Source organism: Nitrospira sp. (assembly GCA_016715825.1).
In the GTDB taxonomy this organism is placed as follows: domain Bacteria; phylum Nitrospirota; class Nitrospiria; order Nitrospirales; family Nitrospiraceae; genus Nitrospira_D.
Window position 1 is genome coordinate 997,924 of the sequence record JADJXO010000001.1, and the last position, 14,594, is coordinate 1,012,517.

The following is a 14,594-nucleotide window of genomic DNA, read 5'->3' on the forward strand; positions in this document are numbered from 1 at the left end:
CCCACGACGATCGGATACAATAGCGGGCGATGATCATGCGTACATCCCGTTCAAGGCGAGTCAGGCAATTCCTATTCTCCACCGCCTCAATTCTTCTTTTTGTCACCTTAGAAACGCGGCATGCCGAAGCATTCTCAGCTGAATCACCTGGCATTCGCATGCTCGAAGAGATTCAAACGGTCATTACCGAATTAGCAGAAGAGACCAAGCACTCCGTCGTCAACCTCTTTCCAATCACTGGTGGTGGCAGATCCCGGGAAGCCCCAGGCGAACGCATGCCAAATGCGTCAGGCTCCGGTTCTGGTGTGATCGTCGACCAGGACGGTCATATCGTGACGAACAACCATGTCGTCGGCGATGCCACCGAGATTGAAGTACGGCTCTCCGACAAGACACAACTCATCGCTCACGTGGTCGGAAAAGATCCGGACACGGACTTGGCTCTGCTCAAGGTATCGGCAGGCAGACCGCTCACCAGTGCGCGGTTCGGGGATTCGACAGGGGTCAAGGTGGGCCAGTGGGTACTGGCCGTCGGAAATCCTTTCGGGCTGGACCAGACCGTGACCCTTGGTGTCGTCAGCGGTATTGGTCGTGAAAACATCAATCTCTCACGCTATGAAAATTTCATTCAGACCGACGCTTCTATCAACCCTGGTAATTCAGGAGGTCCGCTTTTTAACCTTCGTGGCGAGGTGATTGGGATCAATACGGCGATCATCAATTTTGCGCAAGGGATCGGCTTCGCGATCCCATCAAACATGGCCAAGCAGGTCATTGAACAACTGCTCACCAAAGGAAAAGTCGTACGAGGATGGCTCGGCGTCGGCATCCAGCCGTTGACCTCTGAGTTGGCCAAGAAATTCGGTGTCACGGAAGGCGGCGGGGTACTGGTCAATGAAGTATTCGAGAGGGATCCTGCAGCGCTCGCCGGAATTCAGCCTGGTGATGTCATCGTTCGCATCAATGGCGTCGTGGTCGATTCTCCCAACAAACTCTCTCGACTAATCGGAACACTCGCTCCAGGCGCAACATCTCAGATCGAAGTTGTTCGAGACTTGAAGCATCTACTTCTCGATATTCCACTGACCGAACGACCTGATAATCCAGTTCTGGCATCCATTCCTCGAATAGAGAAGTTGGAGAACACACTCGGTCTCGAGGTTCAGGAATCGACCGCTGATCTCGTGGAAAAGTTCAGACTCCGTCAGTCGAAGGGCGTGATCATCACCAAGGTCGAGCCAAACAGCCTAGCGCAAGCCGAGGGGCTTCGAGAAGGTGACCTGATCATAGAGGTCAACAGGACTGATGTGTCCTCCTTGGGGGAATTTACGTCTACAATTTCTCAATCTCGACGAGGTGATGCCCTCTTGCTCCGCGTGCTCCGAGAAAGCCACGCGTTTTATGTCGTCCTCAAACCAATCAACTGACTTCTTCAATGGGTGACGGTGATAGGCCGCTCAGCCTTCCGTCGTTCGATGATTTTATCCGTGAGTTCTCGAGGCACCTCGTCGTAGTGATCAAATTCCATCGCATAACTAGCTCGTCCCCCCGTCACGGCATTGAGGGTGGTCGCATACCTCAGCAATTCTGAGAGCGGCACCATAACCGTGATCCGTTCCATATGATCCATGGCATTCACGGAGACGATACGTCCACGACGAGCGTTCAAATCGCCCATCACGGCTCCAATCGTGTCGCTCGGGCTATCGATCTCGACCCGCATGACGGGTTCAAGGAGCACCGGGTGAGCCGTTTCCATCGCCTTCTTGAACGCCATAGCTCCGGCGATCTTGAACGACATCTCGGAGGAATCGACGGCGTGAAAAGAGCCGTCATATACGGTCACCATCACATCAACGACCGGAGCGCTGCATAAAGGCCCCTCGTGCAGCGCTTCATGAACGCCCTTTTCTACGGCAGGAATGAAGTTTCGCGGGATGGCTCCCCCAACAATACGAGTGTCGAATGCAAATCCACTCCCGCGAGCCAACGGGGCCACCTCCAGCCAACAATCACCATATTGTCCATGACCACCGGTTTGTTTCTTGTACTTCCCTTGCGCCCGTGATGTGAGCGTGATTGTTTCCCGGTACGGAACCTTCGGCAGATGTAGTGTAACTGCAGCTCCAAATTTTCGTTGCAATTTCTCTAAAGCCAGATCGATGTGGAACTGCCCCATCCCGCTCAACACCATTTCTTTAGTTTCACCATTGCGCGTAAGCTCGAGTGTGGGATCCTCCTCAACGAGCTTGTGGAGGCCAAGGCTGACCTTATCGATTTCCGCCTTCGATTGTGCCTCAATGGCGAACGGTACGATTGGTTTTGGAAACCCGATCGCCGCGTAGCAGATAGGAGCACTCTCCTGACATAGTGTATCACCCGTCTGCGTGTCTTTGAGTTTCCCAATCGCCACGATGTCTCCCACGTTGACGGAATCGACCGTCACATGACGCTTGCCCAGCACCGTGTAGAAATGACCGGGCTTCTCTCGCACCTGTCGTGACGAATTCCATAGCGTTGTATCAGCCTGAACTGTTCCCGACACCACACGACAATACGAAAGTCGTCCGACGAATGGATCGATGAGAGTCTTGAACACATACCCTGAAAAGGGTTCTTCTTCCCTTCCTTGTCGGTTGTTTGGTACGCCGCTTCCAGGGTGGGTTCCGTGCCAGGGATGGGCCACACCACGCTCGCTTGGTGAGGGCAGCAACGTCACAATAGCATTCAAGAGCGACCAGACTCCCACATTCTGAACGGCAGATCCGGCATAGGCGGGAAGGAATCGTCTTGTATGAGTCGCACGTCGCAGACCGTCCAAGAGTTCTTCCTGTGTCAATTGCGACCGGGAGATGTACCGTTCCAGAAGAGATTCGTCAGTCTCAGCCACTGTCTCCACCAGCCGACTGCGCGCGTCCCTGCAAAGCTCCTGTTGATCGACGTCAAGCGAGTGCTGTTCGTTTTTGGGAGAGGTCGGGCAAGAGCGAATAATCTTCTCAGAACTCACGTCAGAGACTCCGACGAAACGCCTGCCTTCATAAATCGGTATCGTTACAGGAATTGACATGACATCAAAGTGTTGGCGGCAGGTTTCCAGTGTGGACTCGAACGATGCACCATCCTTGTCCAGCCCGTTCACGAACACGAGACAGGGCAGATCCAATTCCTGGATCTTCAACCAGAGCCTCTCAAGCTCGGATTTCATGCTGTTGCTTCCATCTACGACAACGACGGCTCCATCAACGGCACGTAAGGCAGCCATCGGTTCGCCAAGAAGATCACGCGCTCCAGGAGGATCGATCAAATTGATCGCGGTCTGATTCCAGCTGAACTGGAGAAGGCTGGTACTGGTCGATGTGCGATGACGGAGTTCTTCCGGCTCAAAATCCGAGACGGTCGTTCCATGAGTCACAGACCCCATGGAAGGAATCACTCCGGCAACATATAAGAGGGCTTCGCAGAGAGACGTCTTTCCGGCCCTGACACTGGACACGATCGCCACATTTCTAATGGGCTTCTCACGGGTGGTTTCCATGGCATGCCCTCCGGTTGAGAATAAATTAGGTTAGTTCATTGATTTCCTCACCTGAGAACGATGCGAACGCCGGTCAACTCTCGGCTGACATGTCTTCCTGATCATCTCGCTGTCTCGCCAGCCATCCCTCGTCAGCGAAACTAACGTACCGACCGTCACCAATAATAAGATGATCCAATACTCGGATTCCCAAGACACTACCCGCCGCTACCAATCGATCGGTCAAGCGTCGATCTTCCATACTGGGTGTGGGATCTCCGCTTGGATGATTGTGAAGAAAAATCACGGCAGCCGCCGATTCGCGTATTGCGAGTGCAAAGACTTCCCGTGGATGAACAATGCTGAGCGTCAGACTCCCTTCAGAAACCGTGGTTTCTTTGACCACCATGTTCTTAGCATCGAGTAGCACGACCTTGAAGAGTTCGTGTTTTACATCCCGAAGTACAGGATGAAAATGTTTGAAGAGATCGGCGCTCGATGCAATACGCGTCCCTGTCGAGAGTGGAATCGCCAGCGAACGTCGTCCTAATGCCAGGGCGGCTTTGATCTGGGCCGCCTTGGCAGGACCAATTCCTTGGACGGCGCAGAGTTCTTCAATGCCACAGGCTGCGAGCCCACCAAGGCCTCCCATCCGATCAAGGAGCTCGATGGCCACTTGTACAGCAGAAGAATCGCGTCTCCCTGTCCTCAGCAAGATGGCGAGAAGATGTGCATCGGACAGGGACTCTGAGCCCTTAGAAAGAAGACGCTCACGGGGACGCTCCGTTCGGGGCCAGTGGACAATACCTTTCCTAGGCCCATTCAAATCCGCCATAGATTCCACGCTTGGACAAAAAATTGACGGACCGGACGCTTTTGTACCGTCAAAGGCGCTGAAATTGCCGACAAGTGACAAATACGTTGATCATAACCTGTTGAAATCAAAATAGGTGACAAATTGGTGCAGCTCTTGCTTCTGTCCGCCCCCAGCAATGAACGTCGCCACCCTAGGAGGATTCAATGGAATGTCCGAAGTGTAAGGGTATGATGATGTTGGAACGGTTTTCAGATTTTTTTCTGGTCTTCTATGCATGGAAATGTATTAATTGCGGCGCCATCATTGATCGTACGATTTCCAACAATCGCAGAAAGAGCCTCGCAGCTCGTGAATCTCACACGGTAACGACTCGCTAGATTGCACGTTTTGTCGAGATCGACATTCGAGCCTGCAAGAGAGGTGGCCGTTTGAGCACGATCCCCTCTCTCCCCTTTACTCTGGTACTCAAAAGTGACCACATTATAGTCTTCTACCTCTGTACGGTCAAAAGAGTGGGCGGGAACCCGTCCACAGATGAGCAACCGATTGCTCATCCTCGGGCTACGATAGGACCTTCTCCACGCTTTACCGGCCTGCATTCCTTGACCCTCACAAAAACGCTATGTTAGTGTAAGTGATTCGGGATAATATTGGTTGGTATGCGTGTGATCGCGGGTACCAATAGAGGACGTCGGCTCTTCACACCTCGGACGCATCATCTTCGTCCAACCTCTGATCGCGTTCGAGAAGCCTTATTTTCAATTCTTGGCAATCGGCTCGCGAAGAGTCGAATGTTAGACCTATATGCTGGGACGGGTGCCGTGGGAATAGAAGCCTTGAGCCGAGGGGCAGCACATGTCACTTCTGTAGAATCGGACAAAGAGGCGTTGAAACTGCTTCGGCGGAACTTGCAAATCTGTCGGATCGGGGACGAGCTCTCCTTGCGGGCCCAAGCAGTCCACCAGTTTCTCCGTACCCCTGATCAATGGCATGGTCCCTACGACCTCGTCTTTGCCGATCCACCGTATTCGGACGCAGAAGAATGTGCTTCATTGCTTTCCAACCCCCAATCCGAGGATCTTATCCACGCCGACTCATGGCTGGTGATCGAACACGCGGCTAGAACTCCCCTACCCCTGTCCGTAGGACGCACGCAGTTCCTGCGTCAGTATCGATACGGAGACACCGCCCTTTCTATCTATTCCAGCCCCACTACTGAGCATCCATGAAGATCGGCATCTATCCCGGCACATTCGATCCCATTACCCATGGCCACACGGATATTATTACGCGTAGCCTTCGCGTGTTTGATAAGGTAATCGTGGCAGTGGCTCCCAACCCGTCTAAACATCCGCTCTTCAATTTTTCTGAACGTCTAGCTATGGTGCAATTGGTCATGAAGGATCTCGATCAAGTCGACGTCACACCATTTGAGGGATTATTAGTGGACTATGTTGAACGCTCAGGCGCCCATGCGATTATCCGAGGGCTCCGCGCGATTTCAGACTTTGAACACGAATTTCAGATGGCCCTCATTAATCGCAAACTTGCCAAAACGGTGGAGACGGTCTTTTTAATGCCTAGCGAGGAATATTCCTACCTATCTTCGACCATCATCAAGGAAGTCGCGCGCCACGGGGGAAGCTTGACAGAATTTCTCCATCCAGAAGTCGCGCGCCGCCTCGAAGACCGGGTCCGGAGTCTCAAACCATGAAGCTCGCTGCCCGTGTCAGCCGCATCGCACCTTCCCCTACCCTGGCCATGGCTTCAAAGGCAAAGGCCATGGCTGCTCAAGGATTGGATGTCATCGACTTTTCCGCAGGCGAACCGGACTTTGATACGCCAGCCCCTGTCAAGGCTGCCGCCGAAGAAGCGATTCGTGCCGGGTTTACGAAATACACCCCTTCCTCAGGAATCGACGAGTTGCGTGGAGCGATCGCAGACAAGCTGCAGGCTGAGCTTGGATTGCACTACGACAAATCGCAGGTCTTGGTTTCCTGCGGCGCGAAACACTCGTTGTATAATCTCGCCGAAGCGTTCCTTGAAGCGGGCGACGAGATCATTATCCCAATCCCCTACTGGGTATCCTATTCTGATCAAGCGCTCTTGAACGATGCGACGCCGGTCCTGCTCAACACGAACGAGGAGCAGGGATATGCGGTCCATGCTGCTCCCCTCGAACGACTCATCACTCCTCGGACCAAAGCCATCATCGTCAATAGTCCGTGCAACCCGACCGGAGCAGCCTATGATCGAGCGACACTGGAAGCGATCGCATCGGTCGCAGTACGGCATGATCTTCTAGTCATTTCCGACGAGATCTATGAAAAGATTCTCTACGATGGTACGGTCCATATCAGCATTGCCTCGCTAGGACCGGAGATCGCCGCTCGAACCGTCATCATCAATGGGGTCTCAAAAGCCTATGCCATGACAGGGTGGAGAATCGGTTATGCGGCTGGCCCTAAGGAACTGATCACGGCGATGGCCAACATTCAGAGCCAGAGCACCTCCAATCCGTGCTCCATCGCCCAAAAAGCGGCAGTTGCCGCCTTACGCCTAGGCGACCCGTTTACTGGGAAAATGGTGGAAGAATTTTCTCGTCGCCGGATCACCATCGTCAATGGGTTGAACAAGATACCCGGGGTATCATGTCGGATGCCACAGGGGGCGTTCTATGCCTTTCCGAATATCAAAGGAGTATTGGGAAAACAGGGGCCATCAGGTATGCTGAAGACTCCAAATGATGTGGCGCAATATCTGCTGAACGAGGCTCACATCGCAACGGTACCCGGTGAGCCCTTTGGCAGCAGGGAACATCTGCGATTATCATATGCTACCGGTATGACGAGCATAATCAGAGGTCTTGAACGCCTCGAGCAAGCGTTCGCGAAACTCACGTGACCTTTACCAAGACCTGATGGAAGAAGAGTGTACAAGGGAGGGAAACCGTGCCGATTTACGAATATCAGTGTGAAGGCTGTGCCTACCGATTTGAAGTGAAACAGAGCATCAAAGACGATCCCCTCACCACGTGCGAACGATGTGGACAGGCAGTACGGCGACTGATTTCCTCGCCTGGAATCCTGTTCAAAGGGAGCGGCTGGTACGTCACGGACTACTCTGACAAGCTCAAGCCACCATCAAGCACCGGAGGGGATACCGAGGGGACGGCTACGGGCGGGAAAAAGGAAGCCGCGACTCCCGCAGCAGCAAGCTCAACGCCTTCTGCTCCCGCAGCAGCACCTGCGACAGCATCAACGAGCTCGTCGACCGCGGCGTCGAACACGGCAACGTCCTCATCTTCTTCCTAATGTCGCAACCGAGCTAACGGCTCCCGACGCTCTTCGAACCAGAGTTTCTGTTCGGCGGTGCCTTCCGAGTGCTCTTCTGCGCCGCCTTGCCGGAAGGCTTCACCGTCGCTTTGGTTGTGGCCTTCCGTTGTGTGAGTTTTGAAGGCCTCGCTTTCAAGGCTTTGGTGCGAACCCTGTCCAATTGTTTTTTGAGCCCCATAACCATCGCAGTCTTTTCCTGATTCATGCGACTCAGCTCATCCACCTCACTCTGGTACTCCTGCTTAGCCTTTGATAGATCCATCACTTGCCCTTGCAGTTGAGCCTTTTCCATCGCCAGTGTTTGCGTTTCCGATCGTAGTTGCTCGATCTGAGCCTGTAACGCGGGCGGCCAGTAATCACACCCCACCAGACTCAGCATGAGACCACACGCGAGAGCCGTGCTGAGTCGCTGCATCGATACGCAGTACATCGTCATCATCCCCGGTTCTCCTTTCGTCGAAATGGATCGAGCCGCGCGGCAGCTTCGACCACCTGGTCTCACACCTGTTCTCTCTTCGATCGAAGAGGTAGATTGTAGCAGATCGATCACACTCGAGACCGCGGATGATCGGCTCCAGCTGTTTGGATCTAGCGTTGGTGAAAGCACGCCGACTATCGTGAGAGCAGAGACAATGGTGCCAAGCGATTGGGGTGTGACAAGCCGGATGGCTCAGGGTGGCGGTCGGAGCAGCCTTATGTCTTCAGTGCGCGATGAGCAATATCAGTCCTGAAATGGCATCCGTCAAAGGAGATCGTGTTCACGACGCGATACGCCTCGCGCTGTGCATCCATGAGAGTTGATCCTCGACCTAAGATACCGAGCACCCGACCTCCGGCAGTAACAATCTCGCTCCCTCGCTGGGCCGTCCCTGCATGAAATACCATGGAGGCTGATGCAATGGGGGTGGCTGAGGAAAGACCTTGAATCGTAACCCCTTGCCGGTAAGAACCGGGATAGCCCCCCGAAGCCATGACGACACAGACCGCGGCATCTCGATGCCATTCAACCGAAAGTTGGTCGAGTCGATGTCCAACCACCGCGTCGAGAACATCGAGGAGATCTGTCTTGAGCAACGGTAACACCACCTGCGTTTCAGGATCGCCCATCCGAGCATTGAACTCCAGCACGTACGGTGCTCCTTTCACCACCATCAGTCCTGCGTACAGCACACCCTGGAACGGAGAACCAAGACGTGCCATCGCGTCAACCATCGGCTGCAGGACCTCACGTGTAACTTGAGCTTGGAGCTCGTCTGTCCCGAGTGGGGCGGGAGCATACGCACCCATGCCTCCTGTATTCAGCCCGGTATCACCATTACCGACCCGTTTATGATCTTGCGCCGGTGGCATTGGCACCACCGTCTTGCCATCCGTGAAGGCCATGATGGTCAGCTCTTCACCCGCCAAAAACTGTTCGATCAGGACCTGCTTGCCGGCTTGACCGAAAACTGCGTTCTCCATGGCATCTACGATGGCCTGTTTCGCTTGATCGCGGGTCGTTGCAATAATGACCCCCTTGCCCTGAGCCAGCCCGTCCGCCTTGATCACAACCGGGAGCTCCCGCTGCTCAACATAGGCCAAGGCGTCGCCAGCCTTTTCAAAACTCTTGGCGTGAGCGGTTCTAATCTTGGCTTGGGCCATGACTTCTTTGGAAAAGATCTTGCTGGCTTCTAAACGAGCCGCATTCTTAGTCGGCCCAAAAATCTTGAGTTGAGCTTTGCGAAACTCGTCAACGATGCCCAACGCAAGCGGCACCTCAGGGCCAATGACCGTCAGGTCAATCTTCTCGTGAAGCACGAATTGTTTCAGACCTGGAAGATCGTCCGCCTGGATCGGCACACAGGTTGCCAACGAAGCAATCCCCGCATTGCCAGGTGCACAATACACGGTTGGTTGGCGCAGACTCTGCGCCAGCTTCCACACAATTGCGTGTTCCCGCCCGCCACTACCGACAACAAGAACTTTCATGACACCTTACTTAAATAAGAGAGGAGAGACGAAGTCTGTTGGATGTTCAAAACACGTCGCCAGCAAGGCCGCAGCGAGCGAAATGCCGAGACGTCCTGTTGTGGGCACGTGAGGCATTGAGCGATGCGAGAACGCCGCTGGCGGCTGTGTTCAACATCCGATCAATGGCGGAAGTGGCGCATGCCCGTCAGAATCATCGCCATTCCATGTTCATCTGCCGCTTTGACGACTTCGGCATCCCTGATCGATCCACCAGGTTGAATGACGGCGATAATACCGGCTTCCGCCGCAGCATCGAGGCCGTCGCGGAACGGGAAGAACGCATCCGAAGCCATGACACAGCCCTTCACCGGCATTTGCGCTTTCATCGCCGCCAACTTCACGGAATCCACCCGGCTCATCTGCCCTGCTCCGATGCCGACCGTCTGTCCAGGCTTGGCATAGATAATCGCGTTGGACTTGACGTGTTTACAGACCTTCCAGGCAAAGGAACAGGCGGCATACTCTTCGTCCGTCGGCTTCCGGACCGTCGGCACCGTCAGTGCCCGAAGATCGGCCAACACACCGAGATCGCGATCTTGTACGATCAATCCACCGACCAGCTTCTTGAGGTCAAATCCGTCCTGTTTCCCCTTCGTCAGTGGTCCCACATCCAATAAACGAAGATCCTTCTTGCGTTTCAGTTCGGCCAACGCATCCTCAGCAAACCCAGGGGCAATAACAACCTCAACGAAGGTCGAAGTGATTTCCTTCGCCGCGGCCATATCCACAATTCGGTTAAAGGCGATCACCCCGCCAAAGGCCGAGACCGGATCAGTCTCGCGCGCCTTGATGTAGGACTCGACCGGCGTCGCGCCAAGCGCCACCCCGCATGGATTGTTGTGCTTAATGATCGCCACCGCCGTTTCGTCATACTCCTTGACCAATTCGAGTGCGGAATTTGCGTCCAAAAAATTATTGTAGGACATGGCCTTGCCGTGAAGAATTTTCCCTCGTGAAGCAGACGGCTCGTTGCTGTGTCGTTCACGGTAGAAGGCCCCTTGCTGGTGAGGATTTTCTCCATACCGAAGCGTTTCCGCCAATTCAAACTGCAGCGATAGCACCGTCGGAAACTTCACCTCGCCACCTCGGGCCTGCTTTTCCAAGTACGCGGCAATCAATCCATCATAGCGCGCCGTATGCTGAAACACTTTCATGGCCAATTCACGGCGTAGCGCCGCCGTCACGGTATTACCCTTGACTGCATCAAGAACCCGCACGTAGTCTGCAGGATCCACCAGCACCAGCACATCTTCATGATTCTTGGCGGCTGATCGCAGCATCGACGGTCCGCCGATATCGATATTTTCAATGGCATCCTCGAAACGGCAATCCGGTTTCGCAATCGTGGCTTCGAAAGGGTAAAGATTCACGACCACCACATCGATAGGTCCGATCCCATGCTGGTTCATCTGTTCGACATGGGCGCTAAGTGAACGCCTGCCCAGTAAGCCACCATGAATCTTGGGATGCAACGTCTTCACCCGACCGTCGAGAATTTCGGGGGAGCCGGTATAGGCGGCCACGTCAGTCACGCGTACTCCGGCATCGCGAAGCGCCTTTGCCGTGCCCCCGGTGGACAGAATTTCAGCGCCAAGCACCTCCAAACCCTTCGCCAACTCGAGGACCCCGGTTTTATCCGAAACACTAATCAATGCCCGCTTCATGCCGGCCATGTTTGACTCCTTCGAATTGTGTGTAATGTCGGATGGTTACGTTGCTTGCCGATAGGCGCGCGAAGAATAGCAAATGGGTCCGGCAAGTGCAAGGCGACAGATAGCCCGTACCTGACGGACGGATCATTGACGGCAAGACCAGCAATCGGGTAACGTCAGGGCCACAATATAAGGAGGTCGTACATTCCCCTACCATAACTATTCAACTTAACCAAGGAGGTGTGCCATGCTGGCTGGACGATTGGTGAAACTGATCGAAAAGAACTCCGAGCAGCTCGCCCGAGAGCTCAGCGAGAAAGTGTGGAACTCTCCCCGCTGCAGTGACCTCCACAAAGTCCCCCCGGATGAACTTCGAGCCCGTACCCGAGAGATCTACGACAATCTCAGTAATTGGCTGATGGACAAGACCGAAGTCGAAGTCGAACAGCGGTATACAGAGATCGGTGCCCGGCGTGCTGAACAAGGTGTGGCCTATAGCCACTTCCTCTGGGCGATTACGGCCACAAAGGAACACATGTGCGCCTTCGTCCAACGAGAGGGATTGTCCGACAGCGCCATGGAGCTACACGGGGAGCTGGAACTCATGCATCTCCTGAACCAGTTCTTTGATCGTGCCCTCTACTTCACAGCCGTGGGCTACGAACGAGAGCGGGCTCGCATAGGATCCAACCTCAAACGACGCAGGGAAGACCATCAGAAGGTCTATATGTAAATTCTGCCTGAGAAACAGCCATTCCTCTCCCTAGAACCTGATGGGCTCACGGCACTCGCGTGGGCCCAACACCACCGTTCTCCAGCAGTTCCTATGTTTCAGAAAGATCCGGCTTGACCGGCTACGAATCCTGCGCCGGACATGCTCCATGGCCCCTACCAATCCGCACCTAACCGATCGATGACAAGTTGGTGGACCACGGTATGGTTCCCAAGAGTTGAGAGATACACAGCCGCCTCCGCCACATCGAAGGGATCAATTTTTTCACTGCGCTCGATCTCTGCCGGAGAGGCATCGACTAACTCATCGGCCACGCCTCCCGGGCAAATAGCGCTGACCTTAATGCGGTACGGTCGGCCTTCATCCGCCAAAGATTTTGTGAGCGCCATGATGCCATGCTTGGAAGCGCTGTAGGTGCCGGTCCCCGACCAGGCTTGGAGCCCCGCCACACTCGACATGTTGATGATCACGCCACCACCCTGCTGTTTCATCTGACGGAAACCTGCGCGACAGCAGAAAAATGTCCCGCGCAGATTCACTCCCATCACCTGATCGAATGTCTGAGTGCTCATTTCAGCCAAAAGGCCACCGCCGCCAATCCCCGCATTGTTGACCAGGATATCAATCCGGCCATAGCGACTGGCTGTATCACCCATTAACCGTTCAACCTGCTGCTCATCCGCCACATCGGTTGGTATGACTATCGCTTCTCCTCCGTTCCGCTGTATCTGGTGCACAGTCTGCTCACAAAGAGTTTTCCGCCTTGCAGCGACAACGACGGTGGCTCCCTCCTGACCAAACCGAAAGGCGATGGCCTTGCCAATTCCACTACTACTCCCCGTAACGATCGCAATTTTTCCGTGCAGTCGTCCGTTCTTCATCTCGAGCCTCGGCTTGGCTTGATACTACTCATAGGTCAGTAATATAGACAACAGTAGTGGGGTGTGAGATACTCCGTCTCGCGATGAGACGCGACGGACGCACCCTCGATCACCGGACCTTGGAGACGATTCGCACAATGGCCGTGGCGCGAGTCCAGGAGGGCGAACAGCCAAGCGAGGTGATCGCCAGTTACGGATTCCATCGGTGCACGATTTACCGCTGGCTCAAAGCGGTTCGCGGTCGCGGCCAGGGATTCGAGGCATTGGCGGCGCGGCCAGCGACCGGGCGCCCACGGACCTTGACGGCAGCGCAGGAACGGCAGGTGTTCCGTTGGATCAACGGCAAGAATCCAAGGCAGTACGGGTTTGACTTTGGCCTCTGGACCCGGCAGATCGTGCGTGACTTGATTGTCCAGCGATTCGGCGTGCGCCTGAGCCTGGCGTCGATCGGAGCGGTGCTGGCGCGCCAAGGGCTGACGCCACAGAAGCCGTTACAGCGGGCCTACCAGCGCGATCCCGCGGCGATTGTACGCTGGCAGCATGAGACCTATCCCGCGATTGTGCGCACAGCCAAGCGGGACCAGGCCGAGATCTATTTCTGGGATGAGTCGGGCTTTCGAGCCGATGCCGTGCAGGGCAGGACCTGGGGGGCCAAAGGCCAGACCCCGGTGGTATCGGTCCCCGGGCAGCGTCAGCGCATCAGCGCCGCCTCGGCGATCAGTGCCAAGGGGGCGTTCTGGTTTGCCACCTATGCGGGTGGGTTGACGGGCGAGCGGTTCGTGACCTTACTGCGCCGGCTGCTGCGGGGCCGTCGCAAGCCCCTGCATCTGATCCTGGATGGGTTGCCGGCGCACAAAACCAAGGCGGTCACTCAGTATGTCGCGGACCTCGATGGCAAACTAACCCTGCATTATCTGCCTGGCTATGCCCCGGATCTCAACCCCGACGAACTGGTCTGGGCACGCGAAGCGCACCGGCAATGCCCGGCGTCCGCTCCAGAAGGGGGAACAGCTCGACGAGCGTGTGAGCAGGCAGCTGGCGGAGATCGGTCGCAGGCCTGTCTTGGTGCGGTCGTTCTTCAAGCATCCCAGTGTCGCCTATATTGCTGACTTCTGAGTAATACCTCCTCAACTCAATACACAGTCCTTCACAAAAGGTTAGAAGTGAGCCTTACACTTGCCGTTGATTTCTCCAATTGGTGATTTCGAACACGGCCTTACCTGCGGCTCACCCGTCGAGAGTCCCTCCCTCCAAATGGAAACGCACTGTATCGTCGTCCGCGAACCTCCCCATTCCTACCCAATTCAGTTTCCTCAAAGAGTGCCCATCGGATGGCGCTGCCGGTCGAACCCGTAGGTTACGTCGCTCCATCACTCATCTCCCATCATGTTCAGCTATTTCAACATGTTCAGTTGGAATTCTTCAAAATGCACCAGTTTGGGATTATACACATTCTGGGCACAATCTGGCTGACGACGAAGATTTCACCCTAGTACATCGGCCATCAATTGTGATACCGTGACATGTCGCACTTCAGTCATCACATTACCCATAGCAGGCTGACCTCATGATGCGTGCGGGAATCTTGACCGACGGTCGTGGTGCATTAATACTCCTTGCCGAGGTGTGCATCCCTCAGCATCTGTTTCCAC

Annotated in this window: 14 protein-coding genes; 8 read left to right on the forward strand and 6 right to left on the reverse strand. The window is 54.9% G+C overall.

The genetic code is table 11. The annotated features are described in order from the left end of the window. Nucleotides 1-29 precede the first annotated feature (29 nt). Nucleotides 30-1,427, forward strand: a complete 1,398-nt coding sequence (locus IPM58_04825) for a Do family serine endopeptidase (protein MBK9306415.1) — start codon at nucleotides 30-32, stop codon at nucleotides 1,425-1,427. A gap of 5 nt (nucleotides 1,428-1,432) precedes the next feature. Here IPM58_04825 and IPM58_04830 read toward each other — a convergent pair whose 3' ends face one another. Both IPM58_04830 and radC read right to left on the reverse strand, forming a co-directional pair. Next, a complete protein-coding gene (locus IPM58_04830; GenBank protein MBK9306416.1) occupies nucleotides 1,433-3,535 on the reverse strand; it encodes an elongation factor G in 2,103 nt (700 codons plus the stop codon). A gap of 73 nt (nucleotides 3,536-3,608) precedes the next feature. Further along, on the reverse strand, nucleotides 3,609-4,349 hold the full coding sequence (gene radC / locus IPM58_04835; protein MBK9306417.1) for a DNA repair protein RadC: 741 nt from the start codon (nucleotides 4,347-4,349) through the stop codon (nucleotides 3,609-3,611). Between the two features lie 185 nt (nucleotides 4,350-4,534). On the opposite strand from radC, the gene IPM58_04840 reads away from it, so the two are divergent. The 5 genes from IPM58_04840 to IPM58_04860 all read left to right on the forward strand — a co-directional run bounded on the left by IPM58_04840 (nucleotide 4,535) and on the right by IPM58_04860 (nucleotide 7,645). Further along, the gene (locus IPM58_04840; GenBank protein MBK9306418.1) at nucleotides 4,535-4,708 is read left to right on the forward strand and encodes a hypothetical protein; all 174 of its coding nucleotides are present in this window, start codon (nucleotides 4,535-4,537) and stop codon (nucleotides 4,706-4,708) included. A gap of 282 nt (nucleotides 4,709-4,990) precedes the next feature. Continuing rightward, a complete protein-coding gene (gene rsmD, locus IPM58_04845) occupies nucleotides 4,991-5,560 on the forward strand; it encodes a 16S rRNA (guanine(966)-N(2))-methyltransferase RsmD (protein MBK9306419.1) in 570 nt (189 codons plus the stop codon). Then, nucleotides 5,557-6,045 (forward strand): pantetheine-phosphate adenylyltransferase, encoded by a 489-nt coding sequence (gene coaD, locus IPM58_04850; protein ID MBK9306420.1) that lies wholly within the window; start codon nucleotides 5,557-5,559, stop codon nucleotides 6,043-6,045. The genes rsmD and coaD overlap by 4 nt, the downstream gene beginning before the upstream one ends. Beyond that, the gene (locus IPM58_04855; protein ID MBK9306421.1) at nucleotides 6,042-7,235 is read left to right on the forward strand and encodes a pyridoxal phosphate-dependent aminotransferase; all 1,194 of its coding nucleotides are present in this window, start codon (nucleotides 6,042-6,044) and stop codon (nucleotides 7,233-7,235) included. Before coaD ends, IPM58_04855 begins: the two co-directional genes overlap by 4 nt. 47 nt (nucleotides 7,236-7,282) lie before the next feature. Then, a complete protein-coding gene (locus IPM58_04860; protein MBK9306422.1) occupies nucleotides 7,283-7,645 on the forward strand; it encodes a hypothetical protein in 363 nt (120 codons plus the stop codon). 13 nt (nucleotides 7,646-7,658) lie between these two features. On the opposite strand, the gene IPM58_04865 is transcribed toward IPM58_04860, so the two are convergent. The 3 genes from IPM58_04865 to purH form a co-directional block, all read right to left on the reverse strand. Continuing rightward, on the reverse strand, nucleotides 7,659-8,105 hold the full coding sequence (locus tag IPM58_04865) for a hypothetical protein (protein MBK9306423.1): 447 nt from the start codon (nucleotides 8,103-8,105) through the stop codon (nucleotides 7,659-7,661). A gap of 254 nt (nucleotides 8,106-8,359) precedes the next feature. Further along, nucleotides 8,360-9,634, reverse strand: coding sequence for a phosphoribosylamine--glycine ligase (gene purD / locus IPM58_04870; protein ID MBK9306424.1), 1,275 nt, complete (start codon nucleotides 9,632-9,634; stop codon nucleotides 8,360-8,362). A gap of 161 nt (nucleotides 9,635-9,795) precedes the next feature. Beyond that, nucleotides 9,796-11,349 carry a bifunctional phosphoribosylaminoimidazolecarboxamide formyltransferase/IMP cyclohydrolase gene (gene purH / locus IPM58_04875; GenBank protein MBK9306425.1) on the reverse strand — a complete coding sequence of 518 codons (1,554 nt, stop codon included), beginning with the start codon at nucleotides 11,347-11,349 and terminating at the stop codon, nucleotides 9,796-9,798. A gap of 226 nt (nucleotides 11,350-11,575) precedes the next feature. Here purH and IPM58_04880 point away from each other — a divergent pair, with 226 nt between their 5' ends. After that, complete coding sequence (locus tag IPM58_04880; GenBank protein ID MBK9306426.1) at nucleotides 11,576-12,061, forward strand: hypothetical protein; 486 nt, start codon at nucleotides 11,576-11,578, stop codon at nucleotides 12,059-12,061. 155 nt (nucleotides 12,062-12,216) lie between these two features. Here IPM58_04880 and IPM58_04885 read toward each other — a convergent pair whose 3' ends face one another. Beyond that, nucleotides 12,217-12,942: an SDR family oxidoreductase gene (locus tag IPM58_04885; protein MBK9306427.1), complete on the reverse strand. Its 726-nt coding sequence runs from the start codon at nucleotides 12,940-12,942 to the stop codon at nucleotides 12,217-12,219. 83 nt (nucleotides 12,943-13,025) lie between these two features. Here IPM58_04885 and IPM58_04890 point away from each other — a divergent pair. Then, a protein-coding gene (locus IPM58_04890) for an IS630 family transposase (GenBank protein MBK9306428.1) occupies nucleotides 13,026-14,058 on the forward strand; the annotation gives its coding sequence in 2 pieces (ribosomal slippage) (nucleotides 13,026-13,903 and nucleotides 13,902-14,058; 1,035 coding nt in all). Nucleotides 14,059-14,594: the final 536 nt, after the last annotated feature.